Below are 21,756 nucleotides of genomic sequence, written 5' to 3' on the forward strand. Positions count from 1 at the left end.
CGCATCAGCGGGATGCCGTCATCAGGATCCAGCCGTCCTCGGTGTCGCTCACCTGCAGGGCAAGCCACGGCGCGTAGGCCTCCTTGAGTTCCTCGGCCTGGCGCTCCAGGATGCCCGCCAGCACCAGGTGCCCGCCTTGGGCCACGTGGGCGCACAGCAGCGGTGCCAGCACCTTGAGCGGTGTGGCGAGGATGTTGGCCAGCACTGTGCCGTACTGGCCCTGCGCCGCATCGGGCAAGCCTGCCTTCAGCGCGACGCCATTGGCTTCGGCATTGAGGCGGGTCGACTGCACCGCCGCAGGGTCGATGTCCACCGCATCGATATCGGCCGCGCCGAACTTGGCGGCGCCGATCGCCAGGATGCCCGAGCCGCAGCCATAGTCGAGCACGCGGCCGAAACCGCCACCGCGGTGCGCGATCCAGCGCAGGCACATGCGGGTTGTGGGGTGCGTGCCGGTACCGAAGGCCAGCCCCGGGTCGAGGCGGATGCTGCGCACGGCCTGGGCCGGCAGCTCGTGCCAGGTCGGCACGATCCAGAAATCGGGAGTGATATCCACCGGAGCGAACTGCGACTGCGTGAGCCGCACCCAGTCCTGGTCCTGCACTTCGGCGATGCCCAGGATGCGGCAGCCTTCGAAGAAATCCTGCACCTCCAGCAGCGCGCGGGCCTCGCCGGCCGCCCCGTGTGTCGGGAACAGCGCCACGACACGGCTGCGCTGCCATCCGTCCTTGGGTGGCGGCATGCCCGGCTCGCCGAAAAGCGCCTGCTCGGCATCGGTCTGGGCGTCTGCGTCCTCGACGGAAACGCTCAGTGCATCGAGCGCCTCGAGGGCTTCGCTCAGGGCTTCCACCCGCTCTTCGGGGCACAACAGGCTCAGCTCAAACATGGACGGCAATCTCCTTGCTGCAAAAACGACAATGCTGGCACCCGTCGCCGGAATGCCAGCATGCCTGGGGCCGGTGGCGGGCCGGCACCGGTCAGCGCTTGTGCGCGCCCAGCCACTCTTCCAGGTAATGGATGTTCGTGCCACCGGCGACGAACTTGGCATCCACCATCAACTCGCGGTGCAGCGGGATGTTGGTGTTGATGCCCTCCACCACCGTCTCGGACAGCGCGGTGCGCATGCGCGCCAGGGCCTGCTCCCGCGTGTCGCCGTGCACGATGATCTTGCCGATCATCGAGTCGTAGTTCGGCGGCACGTAGTAGTTGGTGTAGGCATGCGAATCGACGCGCACGCCGGGGCCGCCCGGTGCGTGCCACATGGTGATGCGGCCCGGCGATGGCGTGAACTTGTAGGGGTCTTCGGCATTCACGCGGCACTCGATCGCGTGGCCCCGGATCTCGATCTGGCGCTGGGTGAACGGCAGCTTTTCGCCAGCGGCGACCATGATCTGCGTCTTCACGATATCCACGCCGGTGATCCATTCGGTCACGGGATGCTCGACCTGCACGCGCGTGTTCATCTCGATGAAATAGAACTCGCCGTTCTCGTAGAGGAATTCGAACGTGCCGGCGCCGCGGTAGCCGATCTTCTTGCAGGCGGCGACGCAGCGCTCGCCGATCTTCTCGATGAGCTTGCGCGGGATGCCGGGGGCCGGGGCCTCCTCGATCACCTTCTGGTGGCGGCGCTGCATGGAGCAGTCGCGCTCGCCCAGGTACACCGCGTTCTTGAACTTGTCCGCGAGTATCTGGATCTCGATGTGGCGCGGGTTCTGGAGGAACTTCTCCATGTACACGGCCGGGTTGCCGAAAGCCGCCTGGGCTTCGGCCTTCGTCATCTGCACGGCGTTGACCAGGGCCGCCTCGGTGTGCACCACGCGCATGCCGCGGCCACCGCCGCCGCCTGCCGCCTTGATGATCACCGGATACCCGACGGTGCGCGCAATGCGGCGGATCTGCACCGGGTCTTCGGGCAACTCGCCCTCCGACCCCGGCACGCAGGGCACGCCTGCGCGGATCATGGCCTGCTTGGCAGACACCTTGTCGCCCATCGTGCGGATGGACTCGGGGGTGGGGCCGATGAACTGGAAACCGCTCTTTTCCACGCGCTCGGCGAAGTCGGCGTTCTCGGAGAGGAAGCCGTAGCCGGGGTGGATCGCCTCGGCATCGGTCACTTCCGCCGCGGAGATGATGGCCGGCATGTTGAGATAGGACAGCGGCGAGGGCGCCGGCCCGATACACACCGCCTCTTCCGCCAGCTTGACGTACTTGGCGTCTCGGTCGGCCTCGGAATACACCATCACGGCCTTCACGCCCAGCTCATGGCAGGCGCGCTGGATGCGCAGGGCGATTTCGCCGCGATTGGCAACAAGGATCTTTTTAAACATAGGCTTTCCGGCGGTTCATCGCCCGCGCACTGGCGTGCGCCACTGCGATCTGCTTCGCCTTGCCTGCGGCGCGACCGCCGCGGTGGGCGACAAGGATCTTTTTAAACATGGCTTTCCGGCGATTCAACGCCCGCGCACTGGCATGCGCCACTGCGGCCCGCCCCACCTGCCTGCGGCATGGCCGCCGGGGCGGCAACGAGGATCTCTTTCAACGGAAGTGTCCTGGTTTGCGGCAGGCATCAACGGGGAACGCGGCGCCGGGAGCTTATTCGATGACGAACAGGGGTTGTCCGTATTCGACGGCCTGGCCGTTCTCGCCCAGGATGCGCGTGACCGTGCCGGTCTTGTCGGCTTCGATTTCGTTGAGGATCTTCATGGCCTCGATGATGCAGATGGTGTCGCCTTCCTTGACCTGGCTGCCCACTTCGACGAACGACTTGGCGCCGGGGCTGGACGCCCGGTAGAACGTGCCCACCATGGGCGACTTGACGATGTGGCCGGCGGGTGCGGCAGGGGCGGGCAGCTCGGCCACGGGCGCGGCGGCTGCGGGCGCCGGGGCGGTGGGAGCGGCCACCGGGGCCGCCACGAATTGCTGGACGACAGCGCCACCGCTCTTGACGATGCGAACCTTGCCTTCCGCCTCGGTAATCTCGAGTTCCGACACATTCGACTCGGAAACGAGGTCAATCAAGGTCTTGAGTTTTCGCAAATCCATGGGGACTCCAACGCCTAAAACGAAATAGGGCGCGAATTTACCCCAATTTATGCCTTCAACCCCTATCCTGGCGCAAATTCCATTATCTTCATATGGAAAGACAGGAACTTCAGGCCAGCGAGGCCCACTGGGTGAGGTCTTCGGCGGTGACCTGGCCCATTTTACGGTGCCGAATGCTGCCATCTGCGCCCAAAAGCACGGTAAATGGAAGGCCTCCCGTGAGGTTGCCCAGGCTGCGCCCCAGGTCGGTTCCTTGCAGGCCTGCGAGCCCGACCGGGAAATCCAGGGGCACGCGGGCCAGGAACTGGCGCACCGCCGAGGGCTGGTCTATGGCCAGGCCGACGACCTGCCAGCCCTTCTCTTTATGCGCGCGATAGAAAGCGTTGAGCATGGGCAGCTCTTCCACGCAGGGCGGGCACCAGGTGGCCCAGAAGTTCACCAGCATGGGCCTGCCCCGGAACGCCTGCATGTCGAGCGCCGCGGCGCCCTGCTGCGGCGCGTCGAAGCGCTGCGCCCACAGGGCGGCCTCGGCGCCCGGCTCCACCGCATGGGGCTGCAGGCGCCACCAGGCCAGGCCGGCACCGCCCGCAGCGGCTGCGACCGCCGCGCCGGCATAGAGCGCGCGGCGCCGCGAAGGGCTCTGGGGCGGCGGTGTGCCGGCGCCCTGGCCCGGGGCCTCGGGAAGATCGGTCATGAAGGCGTGTCCTCGTTGTCCAGAAGTTTGCGCACGGCCCGCACGTCGCCCCGCTGGACCCGACCGCGCGAGTCCGGCCGGAGCGCTCCGCGCAGATCGTCCAGATCATAGACAAGCAAGTGCACACCGATCGCCTCGCCCAGCGCGGGCGAGTGGCTCGACAGGCTCAGCGCTTCCACCGATTCGCCGTGGAAGCCCGTGACCGTGCGGGGTTCGTAATCCACATGGTGGTCGATGAGCGAGATCTCGGCCGATTTGCAGTCATCGCAGAAGAGCTGCAGGTAAATGTCCGAAAGCCGCGTGGCCGTGCCGTACCACACCGCTCCGCCCAGGTGGGGCCGGAACTCGGCCATGCGCTCCATCCAGAGCAGGGCCAGCTCGCGCAGCGCGCGCAGCTCGGCCGGCTGGGTGTCGGCGCAGAAGAGGCCGATGTATTCGCGCACGGCGTCTTCGACCAGGTCGTTGTCGGGCAGCGCGGTGCGGGCCGGCAGCCCCAGCTGGCGGACGGCCCGCCGCTTGGCGGGCCCCCACTCCATTCCCTCCTCGACGACGAGGCGGGCGGCGGCGTTGGCGATCTCGGGGGCGAGGGCGTTGGGCATGGCGGCGTCCCGGGCGGAAGGAGAAGAAGCCTGCATTGTGGCGCGGAGCCACCGCCGCGCGGCGTCCAATGCGCCCGCGGTGCGCGGGGTCTTGGCAGGCGCCTGCCGTGCACACTCCTGAAAAAATAGCAGCGCTTCCAGCCTCGGCGGCGGCACCGGGCGGGCCGGACCCCAACCGTAGAATCGGCGCCCATGCATATACACATTCTGGGCATCTGCGGAACGTTCATGGGTGGCCTGGCCGCGCTGGCGCGGGAAGCCGGCCACAAGGTCACGGGCTGCGATACCGGGGTGTACCCGCCGATGAGCGACCAACTGCGGGCGCTGGGCATCGAGCTCATCGAGGGCTATGGTGCCGGGCAGCTCGATCTGGCGCCGGACATGTTCGTGGTGGGCAACGTGGTGAGCCGCGCACGGCTGGCCGATGGCAGCCCCAAGTTCCCGCTGATGGAAGCCATCCTGGATGCGGGCGCGCCCTATACCAGCGGCCCCCAGTGGCTGGCCGAGCATGTCCTCCAGGGGCGCCACGTGCTGGCCGTGGCCGGCACGCACGGCAAGACCACCACCACCTCGATGCTGGCCTGGATCCTGGAATGCGCCGGGCTGCAGCCCGGCTTTCTGGTGGGGGGCGTGCCCCTCGATTTCGGCGTGTCCGCGCGGCTGGGCACGGCGCAGCGGCCGGTGGCCTCGGACGGGCCGGCCGGCAGCGCGCCGCTCTTCGTCATCGAAGCCGACGAATACGACACCGCTTTCTTCGACAAGCGCAGCAAGTTCGTGCACTACCGCCCACGCACGGCCGTGCTGAACAACCTCGAATTCGACCACGCCGACATCTTCGACGACCTGCGCGCGATCGAGCGGCAATTCCACCACCTCGTGCGCACCGTGCCGCCTTCGGGGCGCGTGGTGGTCAACGGCCTCGAAGAAAGCCTGGCCCGCGTACTGCACGAAGGTTGCTGGAGCGGCGTGGCCAGCTTCGGCGCCGCCGTCAGCGATTTCTCCGCCCGGGGCGAACCCCAGGCCTTCGACGTGCTGCGGGGCGACCGCCCGGTGGCGCGCGTGGAGTGGGCGCTCACCGGGGTGCACAACCAGCTCAACGCTCTGGCGGCCATCGCCGCGGCCGAGCATGTGGGCGTCGATCCCGCCGACGCGGCGTCGGCGCTGGCCCGGTTCCAGAACGTCAAGCGACGCATGGAACTGCGCGGCACGGCCAACGGCATTGCGGTGTACGACGATTTCGCCCACCACCCCACCGCACTGCGCACGACCCTCGACGGCCTGCGCCGCCGCCTCGGCCCGCAGGCGCGCATCCTGGCCGCCTTCGAGCCGCGCAGCAACACGATGAAGCTGGGCACCATGAAATCGCAGCTGCCGTGGGCCCTGGAAAGCGCCGACCTGGCGTTCTGCCACACGGCAGGGCTGGACTGGGACGCGACCGCCGTGCTGGCCCCCCTCGGAGACCGGGCGCGCACCGCGGCAGACGTCGATGCGCTCGTGGCACAGATCGCCGCAGCGGCCCGGCCGGGCGACCATGTGGTCTGCATGAGCAACGGCAGCTTCGGGGGCATCCATACCAAGCTGCTCGATTCGCTACAAAAACAATAGCAAACTTCTGAATAGATACGGCGGCATGGAGCATTTTTCACCCCGAATCCACGCCTGCCACGCTCCGGGCTCCCGGCCTTCACCATCGGCCTGCGTTGCGCCAGACACCCAGCGGGAAGCCGCGGACCGCCATGCCGCGCAGCGGGCCCAACCCGCCACGTTCACCGGTTGACGGGCATCGGTATCAGTAGCTGATCGCCATGGCCGGCAGATCGACCCGCACGACCGGCCGGGCCAGCGCCGCGGTGGCCGCCAGCGCGAATTCGCGGCCCCAGCCCTGGGCCAGCAACGCAGGCCCTGCGGCCTGCGCCACCGTGAGCACCTTGTCGGCCGTCAATACCTTGCCGCTGGCACGCAGCGGCTCGCATTCCAGGCGCACGAATTCGTCGTCGAGCCAGCGGCGCGCGATCTCGTGGGCCATGGGCGCCTCGCCTTCGAGGTCGAATCGGAATTCCTGGCCGGGTCCGAGGAGGACGGTGACTTCGCTGCGCATGGGGATCTCTTTCGGCGGGTCGAGGGAAACGCAGGGAGGCCACCACCCGCACGCACCGGGCCCCGCTGCATCGGGCATCTGCCGAAAAGCTTACACGGCCCTTCGCGCCGGGGTCCGCGGGAAACCCCTCCCCCGGCCTGCCGGCCGGGTGCGGTCAGCGGGGGACGACCTTGAAGTTCACGCCGTCCGAATCGATGGAGACCTGGATGTTCTCCCGGCCGGCTTTGCCGGGCACCTGCACGGGGATGCCCGCGGGAACCACCAGCCGGCCCAGGCGGTCCACGCGGACTTTCATGTCGAGCAGTGCGCGGAATGTCTGCAGCCACTCCTGCAGATCCGCCATCTCCCGGAACACGGGAGACGCTTCAAGCAAGGCCTTCAACGCCTCCAGCCGATCGTCCGGAGGGGTGCTGCCCGCAGCGTTGCTTTCATTCGATGGCATGGTGCTTCCTGACTGAGCAATGAGCAAGGGTCCGCTGTCAGGCCGCCAGGGCCACGGCGCTGCGGCGCGCCGCGACGGCGGTGGACAGTTCGGCCAGCACCCCGAGCGAATCGTCCCAGCCCAGGCACGCATCGGTGATGCTCTTGCCGTACTCGATCGCGCAGACATCGTCCTTGCCGGGCGTGAATTTCTGCGCACCGGCCACCAGATGGCTTTCGATCATCACACCGAAGATGCTGTGCGATCCGCCCGCGATCTGGCCGCCGATGTCGCGCGCCACGTCGCGCTGGCGCTCGTGCTGCTTGCTGCTGTTGGCATGGCTGCAGTCCACCATGAGCGTGGGCGGCAGCTTGGCGGCTTCCAGGTCCTTGCAGGCGGCGGCCACGCTGTCGGCGTCGTAATTGGGGGTCTTGCCGCCGCGCAGGATCACGTGGCAGTCGCGGTTGCCCTGCGTGTTGACGATGGCGACCTGGCCGTTCTTGTGCACCGACAGGAAGTGGTGCCCGCGGCTCGCGGACTGGATCGCGTCGGTGGCGATGCGGATGTTGCCGTCCGTGCCGTTCTTGAAGCCGATCGGGGCGGAGAGCCCGGAAGCCAGTTCGCGGTGCACCTGGCTTTCCGTGGTGCGCGCCCCGATAGCGCCCCAGCTGATGAGGTCGCCGATGTACTGGGGCGAAATCACATCGAGGAACTCGCTGCCGGCCGGCACACCCAGGCGGTTGATGTCGATGAGCAATTGGCGCGCAATGCGCAGGCCCTCGTCGATGCGGTAGCTCTCGTCGAGGTAGGGATCGTTGATGAGGCCCTTCCAGCCCACGGTGGTGCGGGGCTTCTCGAAATACACGCGCATCACGATCTCCAGCGTGTCGGCGTACTGCGCCCGCACCGACTGCAGGCGGCGGGCGTACTCCAGTGCGGCGGCAGGATCGTGGATGGAACAGGGGCCGATCACCACGAGCAGCCGGTCGTCGCGGCGCGCCATGATGTCCTGGATGCGCTGGCGCGTGCGGGAGATGAGGGTCTCTATCGGCGTGCCCCGGATGGGGAAGAAGCGGATCAGATGTTCGGGAGGAGGCAACACGGTGATGTCCTTGATACGTTCGTCGTCGGTCTGGCTGGTTTTCTCGACGTGGCGGTACCAGGCATCGCTGGCGGACTGGGCGGAGTGGACTGGGGCCGTCATGGCTGCTTCCTCGTGGGTGGATTCGGTGAAAAAGAAAGAGATCGGGACAGAAAACGGGAGGCTGGAAAAACAAAAAACCGCCGGGCTTTTCAGCTTCGGCGGTCGTCAGGGGGTAGGTGCTTTGGGTGGTTGCGCGCTAACCTCTCATCCGCCAGGGACAGAGAACCAAAAGGACCAAAAATAAAACGCGCTGCGAATCGGCATGGCTGGCAATGTAGCACTCTTTTTCGCGGCGCGGCACACTGCCGCGTTGTGCGATGGCGACAGGAGCCACGTCCGGCGCGGCATACAGGCGATCAGCGCCCAGCACGGCCCCGCGCCAGCCAGCCTCCGAGGCGGCCCCACCAGCCGCGTCGGCGCCCGGGCGGCGGCTCGCTGCCGCCCAGCAGGCCTTGCAGCTCACTGGTACCCATGCCGCCCTGCTCGTACATGTCGATGACGAGCACGGCCTCCCCGAGCGCACGCCACGCATGGCTTTCGAAGGCCTGGAAACACTGGGCTTCGTTGCGGCTGCGGCGTTGCAGGGCTTGCTGCCATGCCAGCGTGGTGCGGACGAGCTGGCGCATGGCGTTCTCGTAGGCGGCGAATTCGTAGAGCGCATGCCACGCCGAACCCAGTCCGGTCAGAAACCGCTGGTGCTCTCGGGCCTCTTCGAGCAATTGGCCGGCACACTGCAGCACGGCGTCGGGATGGGCGCCGGGCGCCCGGCGGGTCTGCAGGGCTTTCTCGACCAGCCCCGACAGCGCGGTGAGGGCATCACGGAACTGCCGCGAATCTTCGTCCGCCACGCCCTCGCGCAGCAGCCGGCTGATATCGCCGAAGGTCTGCAGGCTGGTGGGGAGCTGCGTGCGGGTGATGGCCATGGTGTCGGGGCGTGCAACCTCAGCCGCGCGGCCCCTTCCCGGCCGAGCATTGCTTCCGAGGCTGCGGGGCACCGCCCGGCAGGCACGGACGGCAGTCGGGGAAGGGACCGTCAGGCATGGGGCCAATGTAACAAGACTTTTGCAGGCCGGAGCATTCCCTGTGCTGGCGAGCACGGCCGGAATCCGCGTGAGGGCCGAACCGAGGGGCCTGGTTCGCTCGACCGTTCGGCAGTTGTCGTACGGCCATCGGGTGCATCCAGGGACGCAGACGGCTACGGCAGATTCCCCAGCGCGGAGGCGCTCGCAAAAAAGCCCGGCGGGATAGCCCACGCCGGGCTTTTGGTGGTTCTGCCTGCGCAAAAAAACGCGGGCCGCCGGCACGCGGCCGGCCCCACGGGCAGAGGGTCAGGTCATGCCGTCCCGCCGACGGTCAGGCCGTCGATGCGCAGCGTGGGCTGCCCCACCCCCACCGGTACGCTCTGGCCTTCCTTGCCACAGGTGCCCACGCCGCTGTCGAGCGCCATGTCGTTGCCGATCATCGTCACCTTCTTGAGCGACTCGGGGCCGCTGCCCACGATGGTGGCGCCCTTGACGGGATAGAGGATCTTGCCGTTCTCGACCCAGTAGGCCTCGCTGGCAGAGAACACGAACTTGCCGCTCGTGATGTCCACCTGCCCGCCGCCGAAGTTGGTGGCGTACAGGCCGCGCTGGATGCTGGCCACGATCTCTTCCGGGTCCTTGTCGCCGCCCAGCATGTAGGTGTTGGTCATGCGGGGCATGGGAATATGCGCATAGCTTTCGCGGCGGCCGTTGCCCGTGGGGGCCACGCCCATCAGGCGCGCATTCATCGCATCCTGGATGTAGCCCTTGAGGATGCCGTCCTCGATGAGCACGTTGCGCTGGCTGGCATGGCCCTCGTCGTCCACATTGAGCGAGCCGCGGCGGTCGGCGATGGTGCCATCGTCCAGCACGGTGACGCCCTTGGCTGCCACGCGCTGGCCGATGCGGCCACTGAAGGCGCTCGAGCCCTTGCGGTTGAAGTCGCCTTCGAGGCCGTGGCCCACGGCCTCGTGCAGCAGCACGCCGGGCCAGCCGGGGCCGAGCACCACGGTCATCTCTCCGGCCGGCGCGGGGCGGGATTCGAGGTTGACGAGCGCCGCGTTCACGGCCTCGTCCACGTACTGGTTGATCTGCGCATCGTCGAAATACGCGAGGCCGAAGCGTCCCCCGCCGCCGGCGGAGCCCACCTCGCGGCGCCCGCCCCGCTCGGCGATCACCGTCACCGACAACCGCACCAGCGGGCGCACATCGGCCGCGAGCGTTCCGTCCGCACGGGCGACGAGCACGACGTCGTACTCGCCCGCCAGGCCCGCCATCACCTGCGCCACGCGCGGGTCCTTGGCACGGGCGCGTTGCTCCACCTTTTCCAGCAGCGCCACCTTGGCCGTGCTGTCGAGCGTGGCAATGGGGTCCACGCCGGGGTAGAGCGACCGGCTGCTCGCGATCTTCTTCCTCGAGGCGACCTTCGCCCGGCCCTGCTGGGCGGCGGAAGCGATGGAACGCACCGTGCGCGCGGCGTCGATCAGGGACGCTTCGGAGATGTCGTCGGAATAGGCGAAAGCCGTCTTCTCGCCGCTCACCGCCCGCACCCCGACGCCCTGGTCGATGCTGAAGGAGCCCGTCTTGACGATGCCCTCCTCCAGGCTCCAGCCTTCGCTGCGGGTGTACTGGAAGTACAGGTCCGCGTCGTCCACACGATGCGCCCGGATTTCCGCCAGAGCGCGCGAGAGGTGGATTTCGTCCAGCCCGAAGGGTTCCAGCAGCAGCTGGCGGGCGATGGACAGGCGTTCGATGGTCGGTTCGCGGGAGATCATGGGCGGATTCTAGAAGCCCGGGGCAGCCCTCGTCCGATGCACGGGCACATCCCGCACGGCGGCGTGGCCTCTCGTTCGGCCTGCAAGAATGCGCTTCGCGCTTTTGCCCGCTACTTTTCAGGAGACTTTCCGCATGCCCTCCCGCCCACTCCCGCCGCTGCGCGCCCTCGCACGCGCCCTGAACGACGGCACGACGACGAGCGAAAGGCTGGTCGAAGAGGCCCTGGAGCGCATTGCCGGGCACCGTGCCGCCGGCGGCACGGCCTACATCGGCGAGGTGGATGCGCAGTCGGCCCGCCTAGCGGCCCGGGCCAGCGATCTGGCGCGTGCCGCAGGCCCCGTGCCTTCGGTGATCGCCGGCCTGCCGGTCTCCATCAAGGACCTCTTCGATGTGCAGGGCCAGGTGACGGGCGCCGGGTCCGCGGTGTTCGCGGACAACGCCCCCGCCACGGACGACGCTCCCGCGGTGGCCCGGCTGCGTGCCGCGGGCGGCATCCTGCTGGGCCGTACGAACATGAGCGAATTCGCGTTCTCGGGGCTGGGGCTCAACCCGCACCATGGCACACCCGCCCATCCGCAGGACCCCTCCCGCATCACCGGCGGATCGAGTTCCGGCGCGGCCGCCACGGTGGCGCTGGGGCTGGCCGCGGCGGCCCTCGGCACCGATACGGGCGGATCGGTCCGCATCCCGGCCGCCTTCTGCGGGCTCACCGGCTTCAAGCCGACCGCGCGCCGGGTCCCGCTGACCGGCGCCTACCCGCTGTCGCGCAGCCTCGACTCGGTCGGCCCGCTGGCACGCAGCGTGGACTGCTGCGCGATCCTGGACGCCGTGCTCAGCGGCGAAAGGCTCGACACCCGCCCGGCGCCGCTCGCGGGCCTGCGGCTGGGAGTCACCGACGATTTCGTCATGGAGGGCCTCGAGCCGGAAGTGGCCGCGGCGTTCGACGCGGCGCTGCAGCGGCTGTCGGCAGCCGGCGCACGCATCGAGCGGGTGGCCTTCGCGGAGCTGGCCACCCTCCCGCAGGTCAACGCGGCGGGCGGCCTCATCGCGGCCGAAGCCTGGCAGGTGCACCGCCACCGCCTGGCCGATGACGGCACCGCCCGGCGCTACGACGCGCGCGTGGCGCAGCGCACGCGGCGGGGCGAGGCGATCTCGGCGGCGGACTACATCGATGTGCAGGACGCGCGGGCGCGGCTGCAGGCCACGGCGCGCGATCGCCTGGGGCACCTGGATGCCTGGCTCATGCCCACGGTGGCGATCCGCGCACCGCAGCGGGCGGCCCTGGAGCCGGACGACGCCACGTTCTTCGCCACCAACGCGCTGGTGCTGCGCAACACGTCGGTGATCAATTTCCTGGACGGCTGCGCGCTCTCGCTGCCCTGCACCGGACCTGGCGAGCTGCCGGTGGGCCTTTCGGTGTCCGGGCTCCACGGCGCGGATGCCCGCGTGCTGCAGGTGGGGCGGGCCGTGGAGGCCTGCATCCGCGCGCCGTACCCGCAACAGTGACCGCAGCGGCCGCCTGCGCTAGCTGTCGGCCAGCGGTTGCCGCTGCGCCCGGGCGATGGACATCAGCACCCCCAGCGCGAGCCCGAGGGTGACCATGGCCGTGCCGCCGTAGCTCACGAAGGGCAGCGGCACGCCCACCACCGGCAGGATGCCGCTCACCATGCCCATGTTCACGAAGGCATACGTGAAGAAGATCATCGACACCGCTCCAGCCATGAGACGGCCGAACAGCGTGCCGGCGCCCAGCGCGATGGCCAGCCCGCGCCACACCAGCAGCAGCAGGCAGACGATGAGGAAGATGTTGCCGGCCAGCCCGAACTCCTCCGAGTAGGCGGCGAAGATGAAGTCGGTGGTGCGCTCGGGGATGAATTCCAGGTGGGTCTGGGTGCCGGCCATGAACCCCTTGCCCCAGAGGCCGCCCGAGCCGATGGCGATCATCCCCTGGATGATGTGGAAGCCTTTGCCGAGCGGGTCGCGCGTGGGGTCGAGCAGTGTGCAGATGCGCTGCTGCTGGTAGTCGTGCAGGACCGGCCAGCGCACCCCGTCGGCGCAGAGCTGGGGCTCGAACCAGACGATGAGGGCGATGCCGATGCCGCCCAGGATCACGGGCGGCAGCACGAGCTTCCACGGCAGGCCGGCGAAGAAGATCACCGAGAGCCCCGCCGCCAGCACCAGCAGCGAGGTGCCCAGGTCGGGCTGCTTCATGATGAGGCCCACCGGCATCGCGAGCAGTGCGCCGGCCACCACGAAGTCCAGCGGGCGCAACTGGCCTTCGCGCTTCTGGAACCACCAGGCCAGCATGAGCGGCATGGCGATCTTGAGGATCTCGCTCGGCTGGATCACGATGCCGATGTTGATCCACCGCTGCGCGCCCTTCTTGACGATGCCGAAGACCGCCACCGCCACGAGCAGGGCCACGCCGGCGGCATAGAGCGGCACCGCGAGCTGCATGATGCGCTGCGGCGGAATCTGGGCCACGACGAACAGGATGCCCGCCGCCAGGACCATGTTGCGCCCATGGTCGTAGAACCGGGTGCCGTGGTCGTAGCCCGACGAATACATCGCCACGAGCCCCGTCGCGGACAGCAGCAGCAGGACCGCGATGAGCGGCCAGTCGAAGCCCCGGAACAGGGGCAGGATGCGCTGCGGCAGGGAGGGCTTGTCGAAAACGGCGGACATGGGGCGGCATTATCGGGGGCACCCCGGCCGCGGCAGGGCCGCGCGGCACAATGCCCGCTCCGCCCCGATGCCATCCCGCGCCATGACGCACGCCACCACCCACCTGCTCTACCTGCACGGCTTCCGTTCGTCGCCCCGCTCGGCCAAGGCGCAACAGATGGCCGACTGGATGGCCGCCCACCGGCCGGACGCGCATTTCTGGTGCCCGCAGCTGCCGCCCTCGCCCCGCGAGGCGATGGCCCGGGTCGCAAGCGGCATTGCGGACTGGCCGGCCGCGCGCATGGCCGTGGTGGGTTCTTCGCTCGGCGGTTTCTATGCGAGCTGGGTGGCGCAGCAGAAGCCGGGTTGCGCCAGCGTGCTGCTGAACCCCGCCGTCCACCCGGCCCGCGACCTGGAACGCTACATCGGCCAGCAGACGGCCTGGCACGACCCTTCGGAGTCGTTCTATTTCCGCGCCGAGTACATCGCCGAGCTGCGCGCGCTGGAAGTGTCCGGCCTGCCGCCCGCCGGCCCGGAACTGGCCATCATCGCCAAGGGCGACGAGCTTCTGGATTGGCGGGAGATGGCAACCCGCTATGCACACGCCCGCGTGCTGCTGCTGGAGGGCGGCGACCATGCCCTCGGCGATTTCGCGCAGCACATCCAGGCCGTGGTGGAGTTCTGCGGCCTGGCCTGACTGCGGATGCGGCGCCTCACCCCGGGGCGCTGGCTGCCGGTGGCCGCTTGCGCAGCCAGATGCCGTATTCCTGCGGATAGGCCGCGCGGTAGCGCTGCATCTGCTGCGCGGCTTCCTCCGTCCGTCCCAGCAACGCGGCGCTGTCGATCAGCGCCTCGATGACGCGTGGCTCGGGGGAGTAGTGGACGATGCGCCGGGCCATGGCGTACACGTCGGCGGCATTGGCCGGCGTGGGCTGCGTGGTCGTGAGCACCGCGAAGTCGAGCGTGTCGCGGAAGAACACGGTGGATGCCGCCACGCGCCGCGTGGTGTCGTGCCGAAAGGCCGGATCGCGCTGGTCCACCGCCAGGTAGAGCTGCGAGACACGGTGGTAGTCGCGCACCAGCAGCCATCCGCATGCCAGCCAGAGCCCGGCGGTCAGGGCGCCCGCGCCCAGCAGCGCCGTGCGGAAGGCCGCCCGCACCGGCGCACGCCACAGCCCCGGCCAGAGCAGCGCCAGCGCGCAGAGCGCGACGAGCTGGAAGGGCCCGTACCAGAGCGGGAACTCCAGCAGGCTGTGCACGCCGACCACGGCCAGCAGGCCCCAGGCCAGCTGCCGCGCCGGCTCGGCTTCCCGCCAGGGCCGGGCGCGCCATGCCAGCCACAGCGCCAGGCCGCACGCCGCCAGCGCGAACGGCAGGCCCAGCTCGACCGCCAGGTGCAGGGGCAGGTTGTGTGCGTTGTCCACCAGCAGGCAGAAACGCGTGCCGGGAAATTCGGTGCTGTAGTGCGCGTAGGACAGCTCGCCCCATCCCCAGCCGGTGAAGGGCCGCTCCAGGATGAGCTGCACCACGTTGGCCCAGAGCACCCGGCGGTTGTCGCAGACATGACCCTCGGCCGAGAACCGCGTGAAAAGGCCGTCGACGGCGAATCCCGTCCACCGCTCCAGCAGGACGGGCAGCAGCCAAGCGAATGCCGCATAGAAGGCGATGCCCAGCACCCCGAGCGCGAGTGCCGGCGTGCCGAGGGAGCGGCGCCAGAGCAGCAGCAGCACGAGCAGGGCGCCCCATTCGAGCGCGCCGGTGCGCGATGCCGTCGCGGCCGCACCGGCGGCCAGCAGCGCCAGCGACCATGAAGCCAGCATGCCGAGCCCGATGAAGCCCGGCCGCAGGCCGCGGCCCGGCTCGCCCGGCTGCGCAGCGTCGCCCTGCATCCGTGCCACCCACCAGGCGAGCGCCCACACGCCCATGCACAGCAGCGTGGCCTGCTGGTTGCGCTGGCGCAGGTTGCCCATGGCGATGCCGTGCGTGGAGGGATAGACCCACGGCGCCCAGCCCGGATCGCCCCAGAAGAACTGCGCCAGACCGATGAACGCCGCCACCAGCGCGGCGCCCAGCACCCCGGCCGCCACGACACCCGCGGCCTGCCGGCGCAGCCCGGCACCCGAAGCCCCGGGGGGCTGGCCGGCCCAGGCCACCGCGAACGCCGCGGCCACCACCAGCGCGCAGAGCCCCGACGCGATCAGGGGCCAGAAGTTGGACAACGGCGCCGCGGTGTAGCCGTACAGGAACGGCAGCGCGATGGCCACCGCGGCAAGGATGGACAGCAGCGGCGGCAGCAGGTAATGGAGACGGGTGGGGGGCGCGGAGAGGGGCGCGGTCATCGGAAGGTGGGGGCCTGGAGGGCTGCGGACGAGCGGGCGGATGGCAGGCGGCCCGGGGGGCCGCCGCGGTGGTCGAGCGCCCGATCATAGGGGGCCGGCCGCGGTGCCTGCCGCCGGGCGACCGGGGCCCCGGGGCGCGCATGGGAGAATCCGCCCATGCACGCACTGTTTGAAGAAGCCGGCAAATTCCTCGCCGGCCGCATCCTGTCCGAGGCCGAAAGCTCGGCCCAGATCGAGCTCGATTCGGGCAAGCGGGTGAAGGTAAAGGCCGCCCACATCCTGATCCGGTTCGAGAAACCCGCTCCCGCCGAACTGCTGCGCGAAGGCCAGGCCGTCTCCGCGACCATCGAGCTGCCCCTGGCCTGGGAGTTCGCCCCGGAGGACGAATTCGGCTTTGCCGACCTCGCGCGCGACTATTTCTCCGAGCACGCCACGCTGGCCCAGCAGGCCGGCGCGCTGTTCGCCCTGTACGAGGCGCCGCATTACTTCCGCCGCGCCGGCAAGGGGCGCTTCAAGAAGGCGCCCGCCGAGATCGTGCAGCAGGCGCTCGCCGCCATCGAGAAGAAGAAGCTGGTCCAGCAGCAGATCGCCGACTGGGCCAGCCAGCTCGGCCAGGGCGAATGCCCGCCGGCGATCCGCGAGCAGCTCTACAAGATCCTGTTCCGGCCCGACAAGAACGCACCGGAATACAAGGCCGTGGTCGAGGCCAGCCGCGCCACGCACAAGGCGCCCCTGGACCTGCTGCAGCAGGCCGGCGCGATCGACTCGCCCTACCAGTTCCACTGGAAGCGCTTCCTGTTCGACAACTTCCCCAAGGGCACGGGGTTCCCGACCCTCACGGCCCCGCAACCGCCGGCCGACCTGCCGCTCGCGCCCGTGCAGGCCTATTCGATCGACGATTCGCAGACCACCGAGATCGACGACGCGCTCTCGGTGCAGGGGCTGGGCACGGGGACCGTGGTGCTGGGCATCCACATCGCGGCGCCGGGCCTCGCCATCGTGCCGGGCACGCCGCTCGACCAGCTCGGCCGCCAGCGCCTCTCCACCGTCTACATGCCCGGCTACAAGATCACCATGCTGCCGGACGAGGTGGTGCGGATCTACACCCTGGACGAGGGCCGCGCGAACCCCGCCGTGTCGCTCTACGCAACCATCGACGAGGCCACGCTGGAGATCACCGGCACCGAGACGAAGCTCGAACGCGTTCCCGTGGCCGTGAACCTGCGCCACGACCAGCTCGACCACATCGTCACCGAAGCCTGGCTGCAGGACCCGTCGGTGCAGGTCGAGAACACGCCGGCGGCGCTGGCCGAGCGCCGCGCGGAACTGTCGTTCCTGCACCGGCTCGCCCAGAAGCTCAAGGCGCAGCGCGAAGTGGTGCGCGGCAAGCCCGAGACCTTCAACCGGCCCGACTACAACTTCCGCCTGGCCGGCGTGCCCGATGGCGGCGAGCCGCTCGGCACCGAGGTCGTCTCGATCACCACGCGCCGCCGCGGCGCACCGCTGGACCTGATCGTGGCCGAGGCCGCCATCGTCGCCAACAGCACCTGGGGCGGCCTGCTGGCCGAGCACGGCGTGCCCGGCATCTACCGCAGCCAGGCCAGCCTGGCGCCCGGCATGAAGGTGCGCATGGGCACCAAGGCCCTGCCCCACGCGGGCATCGGCGTGAAAAGCTATGCCTGGGCCACGTCGCCGCTGCGCCGCTACGTGGACCTGGTGAACCAGTGGCAGATCATCGCCTGCGTGCGCAACGGCAAGACCGCTGCGCTGGTGGCGCCGTTCAAGCCCAAGGACGCCGACCTGTTCTCCATCATCAGCAGCTTCGATGCGGCCTACAGCGCCTACAACGGCTACCAGGCCGGCATGGAGCGCTTCTGGACGCTGCAGTACCTGCGGCAGCACGGCATCACCGAAATCGACGCGAGCGTGATCAAGGACGGCGGCGGCGGGAATTTCCTGGTGCGTGCGGACACGCTGCCGCTGGTGCTGCCCGTGCTGGGCGCCCAGGGCCTGCCGCGCGGCGCACGCGTGCGGGTCAAGCTCGGCGAGATCGACGACATCACCCTCGACGTGGGCGGCACGGTGGCCGAGCGCCTGGACGACCCGGCGGACCCCGGGGACGACGCCCCGGTGGACGAGTCCGAGGGCGACGACGAAGAAGCCGTGGCCGGCCCCATCGCCATCGCGGTGGATGTGAGCGAAGCCGAGGCAGGCAGCGCCGCCGCGCCGGCCGCCGCTTCCTGAACCCCGTGCGCGCCGCCCCGCCCTGGCCACTGGCGCCTTCCGGGCCGGGCCGGCACGACCCCATGCCCGCATAATCGGCCGCCGTGAAACGTCCCGACTTCCTCCTCCGGTTCAGCACGCTGCAGATCGCGCTCGCGTTCTCGGTCCTGGTGCACGCAGCACTGCTGTCGGTGCGCTTCGTCGACCCCGAGAGCTTCAACCGGGTCTTCCAGGACACGCCGCTCGAAGTGATCCTGGTCAATGCCAAGTCCAGCGAACGGCCCGACAAGGCGCAAGCCATCGCCCAGTCGTCCCTGGCCGGCGGTGGCGATGCGGCCCAGGGCCGCGCGACCAGCCCCCTGCCCTATTCCGCCATCACCCATGTGGGCGAGGATTTCGAGGAGGCGCAGCGCAAGCTCGACGCCATGCAGGAGCAGCAGGCCCAGTTGCTCGCCCAGTTGCGCAAGCAGCTGGCGAGCCTGCCGCCGCCCGATCCGCGCGACCAGAGCCCGAACACCGACCGCGTGCAGCAGGAAGAAAAGCGCCGCCAGCTCCTGAAGCTGCTCGCCGAGATCGAAAAGCGCATCAACGAAGAGAATGCGCGCCCCAAGAAACGCTACATCAGCCCCGCCACGCGCGAGGAGGTCTATGCGATCTACTACGACGCGCTGCGCCGCAAGATCGAGGACAAAGGCACGGAGAGCTTTCCCGAACAGGGCGGCAAGAAGCTCTACGGCGAGCTGACCATGATCGTCACGGTGAACCACGACGGCCGCGTGCTCGACACCGAGATCGTGCAGGGCTCCGGCAACCGCCTGCTCGACCAGCGCGCACAGGCCATCGTGCGCGCCTCGGGCCCCTTCGGGAATTTCGGGCCCGCCATGCGTGCCAAGGCCGACCAGATCGCGGTGGTGTCGCGCTTCAAGTTCACGCGCGAGCAGACGCTGGAGACCAGCGTGCGCTGACGCGGCGCGCTCCGCGCCGCACTTTTTGCCGCCGTTTTTTTCTTCCCTCCCCCGCCATGACGACATCTTCCGCCCCGGACACGTACTGCGTGATGGGCCACCCCGTGGAACACAGCCGCTCGCCCTGGATCCACGCGCGCTTTGCCGAACTCACGGGCGAGCGCATCGCCTATGGGCGCCGGCTGGTGCCGCTGGACGGCTTTGCGGCGGCGCTGGCGGACTTCGCGGCGGCCGGGGGGCGCGGCTGTAATGTGACGGTGCCGTTCAAGCACGATGCGGCCCGGCTGGCCACCCACGCCAGCGATCGCGTGCGCCGCGCCGGCGCGGCCAACACGCTCAGCTTCCAGGCCGACGGCACGGCCCATGCCGACAACACGGATGGCCTGGGCTTGGTGGCCGACATCGTGCGCAACGCCGGCGTGCCGATCGCCGGTCGCGACGTGCTGCTGGTGGGCGCCGGAGGGGCGGCGGCCGGCGTGCTCGCGCCGCTGCTGGAGCAGGGGCCGCGGAGCCTCGCCGTGGTCAACCGCACGCAGTCGCGCGCCGATGCCCTGGTACAGGCGCATGCCGACATCGCTTTGCTACAAAAAACAGAGCTAAAAACCCAATGGATCCGGCGGCATGAGGCCGATTTCGATGTGATCATCAACGCCACGGCCAGCAGCCTGTCCGGCGACGCCGTGCCGGTGCCGGCCGAGGTGCTGCGCCCCGGGGCGCTGGCCTACGACATGATGTACGGCCCCGCCGCGCAGGGTTTCATGGACTGGGCGCGCGCGCATGGCGCCGTGCCGCGCGACGGGCTGGGCATGCTCGTGGAGCAGGCCGCGGAAGCCTTCGCGATCTGGCGCGGCGTGCGCCCTCCGGCCGCGCAGGTGCTGCAGGAACTGCGCGCTCAGCTATGAAGGCCTGCCTGCCGGGCCCCGCCGCACGCCCACGGTCCGGGGGCCGCCCATGAAAGCCCTGCTCCGGTGGATCGGGTGCGTGCTGCTGGCCTGCGTGGCGCTGCAGGCGTTCTTCATCCTGCGCATCGCGGCGATGGCGGTGGTCGATCCGCAGTCCACGAGCTTCCAGCGATCGGAAGCCTGGGCGCAGATCGCCGGCGGCGGGCTGCGCTGGCGGCAGGAATGGGTGCCCTATGCGCGCATCGCGGACACCCTCAAGCGCGCCGTGATCGCCTCCGAGGACGACGGCTTCGCCAGCCACGACGGAGTGGACTGGAACGCGATCGAGAAGGCCTGGGAGCGCAATGCCCGCGCCGAGGCGCAGACCGCCCGGCTGCAGGAAGCCCAGCCCGGGCGCAACGTGCGTGCCGCGCGCATCCGGGGCGGCTCGACGATCACGCAGCAGCTCGCGAAGAACCTGCTGCTGTCGGGCGAGCGCACGCTGCTGCGCAAGGGCCAGGAATTCGTGCTCACGCTGGCGCTGGAACAACTGCTCTCCAAGCAACGCATCCTGGAGATCTACCTCAACAGCGTCGAGTGGGGCGAAGGCGTCTTCGGCGCCGAGGCCGCGGCGCAGCGCTATTTCCGCAAGAGCGCATCGCAACTGAGCGCCGCCGAGGCCGCGCGCCTGGCGGTGATGCTGCCCGCGCCCCAGCGGTTCGAGAAGAACCCGGGGTCGGCCTACCTGTCGGGCCGCACGCGCGTCATCCTGGGCCGCATGGGCAGCGCCGAGCTGCCCTGAACGGGCACCGGCCGGGCGGGCGCGGTGCCCGGGCCGCGGTCAGGCGGCCACGGGGTGGGCAGGCGCCAGGCCGGCCATCGCCGCCAGGGACTGCGGCGCGGCCAGCATCCCGGCCGTCTGCGGCGGCATCGCCATGCTGGGCAGTTGCGAAGACACCGAAGCCTCTTCGCCGATGCGCGCGGCGGTGGACTGCACGAGCGAGAGGAAGCGCTTGAGCATGCGGTCGTCCATCTGGCTCGCGAAGGTCGAATACACCAGCGCACCGCGCAGCACGCCGCCGCCGAACACCGGCACCGCAAAGGCCGTGCTCTCGGAGTTGTTGCGGGCGTAGCGGATCGCGTAACCCTGGCGGCGCGTCTCGCGCACGATCTTGCGCAAAGCCCACATGTCGGTGATCTTCTGGTGCGGCTCGCCGTGGGTGTTGGCGGCCTCCACGAGGATGCGGCGCTCGGCGCGGGTGCAGTAGGCCAGGTACGCGCGGCCCAGGGCCGAGGGCAGCAGGTCGTAGCGGCGGCCCAGGCTCGACGGCCGGATCGCGTAGGGGCTGTAGGGCATGGTGCAGAACACCACGCGCATCTGGTGCCCGTCGATCACGGCCAGCGAGAGCGGCCACTTGATCTGGCGCGTGGCCGAGATCATCAGCGGCGCGGCCAGTTCGGCCAGCCGCAGCTTCTCGTTCACACCGCTGCTGAGGTTGCCCACGGCCAGCGTGAGCTGGTATTGGCCATAGGCGTGCGGGTCGCTGCGCACGTACTTCTCGTGTTCGAGCGTGCCCAGCAGGCGGTGCAGCGTGGATTTGGCCAGCCCCGTGCGCTGGTGCAGCTCCTGCAGGCTCCAGGTGGAGCGCTCGTTCATCACGCGCAGGATCAGCAGCGCACGTTGTACGGAACGGACTTCGGTACTCATGGTTATTTCTCTCTGTGGGGGGTGGAGGCCGGCGGGACTGGCTCAGGGGAGTCGATGGCGCGCGGGACCCGCGGACACGCGCGCAGCAAGGGCATGGGGTTTCGCATCGCCCGGCAGGGCCCAGCGGTTCGGAAAGGATGGTGCATGCATGGTTCGGCTCCCCGGAAAGACGGCTCCAGC

The 21,756-nt window shown here is 69.5% G+C and carries 21 protein-coding genes; 8 read left to right on the top strand and 13 right to left on the bottom strand.

Annotation, left to right across the window (positions count from 1 at the left end; translation table 11 throughout):
* Positions 1-4: 4 nt before the first annotated feature.
* The 5 genes from prmA to BM144_RS12565 form a co-directional block, all read right to left on the bottom strand.
* On the bottom strand, positions 5-886 hold the full coding sequence (gene prmA / locus BM144_RS12545) for a 50S ribosomal protein L11 methyltransferase (protein WP_092952710.1): 882 nt from the start codon (positions 884-886) through the stop codon (positions 5-7).
* A 91-nt stretch (positions 887-977) separates the two neighbouring features.
* Positions 978-2,327: an acetyl-CoA carboxylase biotin carboxylase subunit gene (accC, locus tag BM144_RS12550; RefSeq protein WP_092952712.1), complete on the bottom strand. Its 1,350-nt coding sequence runs from the start codon at positions 2,325-2,327 to the stop codon at positions 978-980.
* Between the two features lie 265 nt (positions 2,328-2,592).
* A complete protein-coding gene (accB, locus tag BM144_RS12555) occupies positions 2,593-3,042 on the bottom strand; it encodes an acetyl-CoA carboxylase biotin carboxyl carrier protein (RefSeq protein ID WP_092952715.1) in 450 nt (149 codons plus the stop codon).
* Between the two features lie 109 nt (positions 3,043-3,151).
* On the bottom strand, positions 3,152-3,736 hold the full coding sequence (locus tag BM144_RS12560) for a TlpA disulfide reductase family protein (RefSeq protein ID WP_092952717.1): 585 nt from the start codon (positions 3,734-3,736) through the stop codon (positions 3,152-3,154).
* Complete coding sequence (locus BM144_RS12565; protein WP_092952719.1) at positions 3,733-4,335, bottom strand: hypothetical protein; 603 nt, start codon at positions 4,333-4,335, stop codon at positions 3,733-3,735. Before BM144_RS12565 ends, BM144_RS12560 begins: the two co-directional genes overlap by 4 nt.
* Positions 4,336-4,527: 192 nt before the next feature.
* Between BM144_RS12565 and mpl the strand changes: the two genes are divergently transcribed.
* Positions 4,528-5,940 (top strand): UDP-N-acetylmuramate:L-alanyl-gamma-D-glutamyl-meso-diaminopimelate ligase, encoded by a 1,413-nt coding sequence (gene mpl, locus BM144_RS12570; protein WP_092952721.1) that lies wholly within the window; start codon positions 4,528-4,530, stop codon positions 5,938-5,940.
* 184 nt (positions 5,941-6,124) lie between these two features.
* On the opposite strand, the gene BM144_RS12575 is transcribed toward mpl, so the two are convergent.
* The 3 genes from BM144_RS12575 to BM144_RS12585 form a co-directional block, all read right to left on the bottom strand.
* Positions 6,125-6,433, bottom strand: coding sequence for a hypothetical protein (locus BM144_RS12575; RefSeq protein ID WP_092952723.1), 309 nt, complete (start codon positions 6,431-6,433; stop codon positions 6,125-6,127).
* A gap of 154 nt (positions 6,434-6,587) precedes the next feature.
* On the bottom strand, positions 6,588-6,875 hold the full coding sequence (locus BM144_RS12580) for a hypothetical protein (protein ID WP_139225707.1): 288 nt from the start codon (positions 6,873-6,875) through the stop codon (positions 6,588-6,590).
* Between the two features lie 37 nt (positions 6,876-6,912).
* Positions 6,913-8,058: a 3-deoxy-7-phosphoheptulonate synthase gene (locus BM144_RS12585; protein ID WP_092952727.1), complete on the bottom strand. Its 1,146-nt coding sequence runs from the start codon at positions 8,056-8,058 to the stop codon at positions 6,913-6,915.
* On the opposite strand from BM144_RS12585, the gene BM144_RS22760 reads away from it, so the two are divergent.
* Positions 8,057-8,242 carry a hypothetical protein gene (locus BM144_RS22760; RefSeq protein ID WP_139225708.1) on the top strand — a complete coding sequence of 62 codons (186 nt, stop codon included), beginning with the start codon at positions 8,057-8,059 and terminating at the stop codon, positions 8,240-8,242. The two genes, BM144_RS12585 and BM144_RS22760, sit on opposite strands and share 2 nt — an antisense overlap.
* A 112-nt stretch (positions 8,243-8,354) precedes the next feature.
* Here the strand turns inward: BM144_RS22760 and BM144_RS12590 are convergent, their stop codons facing one another.
* Positions 8,355-8,921: a hypothetical protein gene (locus BM144_RS12590; protein ID WP_092952729.1), complete on the bottom strand. Its 567-nt coding sequence runs from the start codon at positions 8,919-8,921 to the stop codon at positions 8,355-8,357.
* Between the two features lie 410 nt (positions 8,922-9,331).
* Positions 9,332-10,795, bottom strand: coding sequence for a metalloprotease TldD (gene tldD / locus BM144_RS12595; RefSeq protein ID WP_092952731.1), 1,464 nt, complete (start codon positions 10,793-10,795; stop codon positions 9,332-9,334).
* 133 nt (positions 10,796-10,928) lie between these two features.
* Here tldD and BM144_RS12600 point away from each other — a divergent pair, with 133 nt between their 5' ends.
* Positions 10,929-12,302: an amidase gene (locus BM144_RS12600; RefSeq protein ID WP_092952733.1), complete on the top strand. Its 1,374-nt coding sequence runs from the start codon at positions 10,929-10,931 to the stop codon at positions 12,300-12,302.
* An 18-nt stretch (positions 12,303-12,320) separates the two neighbouring features.
* Here BM144_RS12600 and rodA read toward each other — a convergent pair whose 3' ends face one another.
* Positions 12,321-13,481 (bottom strand): rod shape-determining protein RodA, encoded by a 1,161-nt coding sequence (gene rodA, locus BM144_RS12605; protein ID WP_092952735.1) that lies wholly within the window; start codon positions 13,479-13,481, stop codon positions 12,321-12,323.
* 82 nt (positions 13,482-13,563) lie between these two features.
* Between rodA and BM144_RS12610 the strand changes: the two genes are divergently transcribed.
* Positions 13,564-14,157 carry a YqiA/YcfP family alpha/beta fold hydrolase gene (locus tag BM144_RS12610; RefSeq protein WP_092952737.1) on the top strand — a complete coding sequence of 198 codons (594 nt, stop codon included), beginning with the start codon at positions 13,564-13,566 and terminating at the stop codon, positions 14,155-14,157.
* 16 nt (positions 14,158-14,173) lie between these two features.
* Here the strand turns inward: BM144_RS12610 and BM144_RS12615 are convergent, their stop codons facing one another.
* On the bottom strand, positions 14,174-15,799 hold the full coding sequence (locus BM144_RS12615; protein WP_175526009.1) for a Wzy polymerase domain-containing protein: 1,626 nt from the start codon (positions 15,797-15,799) through the stop codon (positions 14,174-14,176).
* A 156-nt stretch (positions 15,800-15,955) separates the two neighbouring features.
* Here BM144_RS12615 and BM144_RS12620 point away from each other — a divergent pair, with 156 nt between their 5' ends.
* The 4 genes from BM144_RS12620 (at position 15,956) to mtgA (ending at position 20,670) form a co-directional block, all read left to right on the top strand.
* Positions 15,956-18,043, top strand: a complete 2,088-nt coding sequence (locus BM144_RS12620; RefSeq protein ID WP_092952739.1) for a ribonuclease catalytic domain-containing protein — start codon at positions 15,956-15,958, stop codon at positions 18,041-18,043.
* 83 nt (positions 18,044-18,126) lie between these two features.
* Complete coding sequence (locus tag BM144_RS12625; RefSeq protein WP_092952741.1) at positions 18,127-18,987, top strand: energy transducer TonB; 861 nt, start codon at positions 18,127-18,129, stop codon at positions 18,985-18,987.
* A 56-nt stretch (positions 18,988-19,043) separates the two neighbouring features.
* Entirely contained in the window at positions 19,044-19,889 is an 846-nt protein-coding gene (gene aroE / locus BM144_RS12630) for a shikimate dehydrogenase (protein WP_092952743.1), read from the top strand.
* Positions 19,890-19,938: 49 nt separating this feature from the next.
* Complete coding sequence (gene mtgA / locus BM144_RS12635; protein WP_092952745.1) at positions 19,939-20,670, top strand: monofunctional biosynthetic peptidoglycan transglycosylase; 732 nt, start codon at positions 19,939-19,941, stop codon at positions 20,668-20,670.
* A 39-nt stretch (positions 20,671-20,709) separates the two neighbouring features.
* Here the strand turns inward: mtgA and BM144_RS12640 are convergent, their stop codons facing one another.
* Positions 20,710-21,576 (bottom strand): IclR family transcriptional regulator domain-containing protein, encoded by an 867-nt coding sequence (locus BM144_RS12640; RefSeq protein WP_092952747.1) that lies wholly within the window; start codon positions 21,574-21,576, stop codon positions 20,710-20,712.
* Between the last annotated feature and the right edge of the window lie 180 nt (positions 21,577-21,756).

Origin of the sequence: Paracidovorax konjaci (assembly GCF_900112675.1) — a bacterium.
GTDB classification, from domain to species: Bacteria; Pseudomonadota; Gammaproteobacteria; order Burkholderiales; family Burkholderiaceae_C; genus Paracidovorax; species Paracidovorax konjaci.

Excerpts from the sequence above, each read along its gene's own strand:
- BM144_RS12585 (WP_092952727.1), bottom strand. The coding sequence starts at position 8,058 with ATGACGGCCCCAGTCCACTCCGCCCAGTCCGCCAGCGATGCCTGGTAC.
- prmA (WP_092952710.1), bottom strand. The coding sequence starts at position 886 with ATGTTTGAGCTGAGCCTGTTGTGCCCCGAAGAGCGGGTGGAAGCCCTG.
- BM144_RS12575 (WP_092952723.1), bottom strand. The coding sequence starts at position 6,433 with ATGCGCAGCGAAGTCACCGTCCTCCTCGGACCCGGCCAGGAATTCCGA.
- aroE (WP_092952743.1), top strand. The coding sequence starts at position 19,044 with ATGACGACATCTTCCGCCCCGGACACGTACTGCGTGATGGGCCACCCC.
- BM144_RS12620 (WP_092952739.1), top strand. The coding sequence starts at position 15,956 with ATGCACGCACTGTTTGAAGAAGCCGGCAAATTCCTCGCCGGCCGCATC.
- BM144_RS12560 (WP_092952717.1), bottom strand. The coding sequence starts at position 3,736 with ATGACCGATCTTCCCGAGGCCCCGGGCCAGGGCGCCGGCACACCGCCG.
- BM144_RS12610 (WP_092952737.1), top strand. The coding sequence starts at position 13,564 with ATGACGCACGCCACCACCCACCTGCTCTACCTGCACGGCTTCCGTTCG.
- tldD (WP_092952731.1), bottom strand. The coding sequence starts at position 10,795 with ATGATCTCCCGCGAACCGACCATCGAACGCCTGTCCATCGCCCGCCAG.
- BM144_RS12640 (WP_092952747.1), bottom strand. The coding sequence starts at position 21,576 with ATGAGTACCGAAGTCCGTTCCGTACAACGTGCGCTGCTGATCCTGCGC.
- BM144_RS12615 (WP_175526009.1), bottom strand. The coding sequence starts at position 15,799 with ATGACCGCGCCCCTCTCCGCGCCCCCCACCCGTCTCCATTACCTGCTG.
- BM144_RS12565 (WP_092952719.1), bottom strand. The coding sequence starts at position 4,335 with ATGCCCAACGCCCTCGCCCCCGAGATCGCCAACGCCGCCGCCCGCCTC.
- BM144_RS12600 (WP_092952733.1), top strand. The coding sequence starts at position 10,929 with ATGCCCTCCCGCCCACTCCCGCCGCTGCGCGCCCTCGCACGCGCCCTG.
- BM144_RS12580 (WP_139225707.1), bottom strand. The coding sequence starts at position 6,875 with ATGCCATCGAATGAAAGCAACGCTGCGGGCAGCACCCCTCCGGACGAT.
- accC (WP_092952712.1), bottom strand. The coding sequence starts at position 2,327 with ATGTTTAAAAAGATCCTTGTTGCCAATCGCGGCGAAATCGCCCTGCGC.
- rodA (WP_092952735.1), bottom strand. The coding sequence starts at position 13,481 with ATGTCCGCCGTTTTCGACAAGCCCTCCCTGCCGCAGCGCATCCTGCCC.
- BM144_RS22760 (WP_139225708.1), top strand. The coding sequence starts at position 8,057 with ATGGCTGCTTCCTCGTGGGTGGATTCGGTGAAAAAGAAAGAGATCGGG.
- BM144_RS12590 (WP_092952729.1), bottom strand. The coding sequence starts at position 8,921 with ATGGCCATCACCCGCACGCAGCTCCCCACCAGCCTGCAGACCTTCGGC.
- mtgA (WP_092952745.1), top strand. The coding sequence starts at position 19,939 with ATGAAAGCCCTGCTCCGGTGGATCGGGTGCGTGCTGCTGGCCTGCGTG.
- accB (WP_092952715.1), bottom strand. The coding sequence starts at position 3,042 with ATGGATTTGCGAAAACTCAAGACCTTGATTGACCTCGTTTCCGAGTCG.
- mpl (WP_092952721.1), top strand. The coding sequence starts at position 4,528 with ATGCATATACACATTCTGGGCATCTGCGGAACGTTCATGGGTGGCCTG.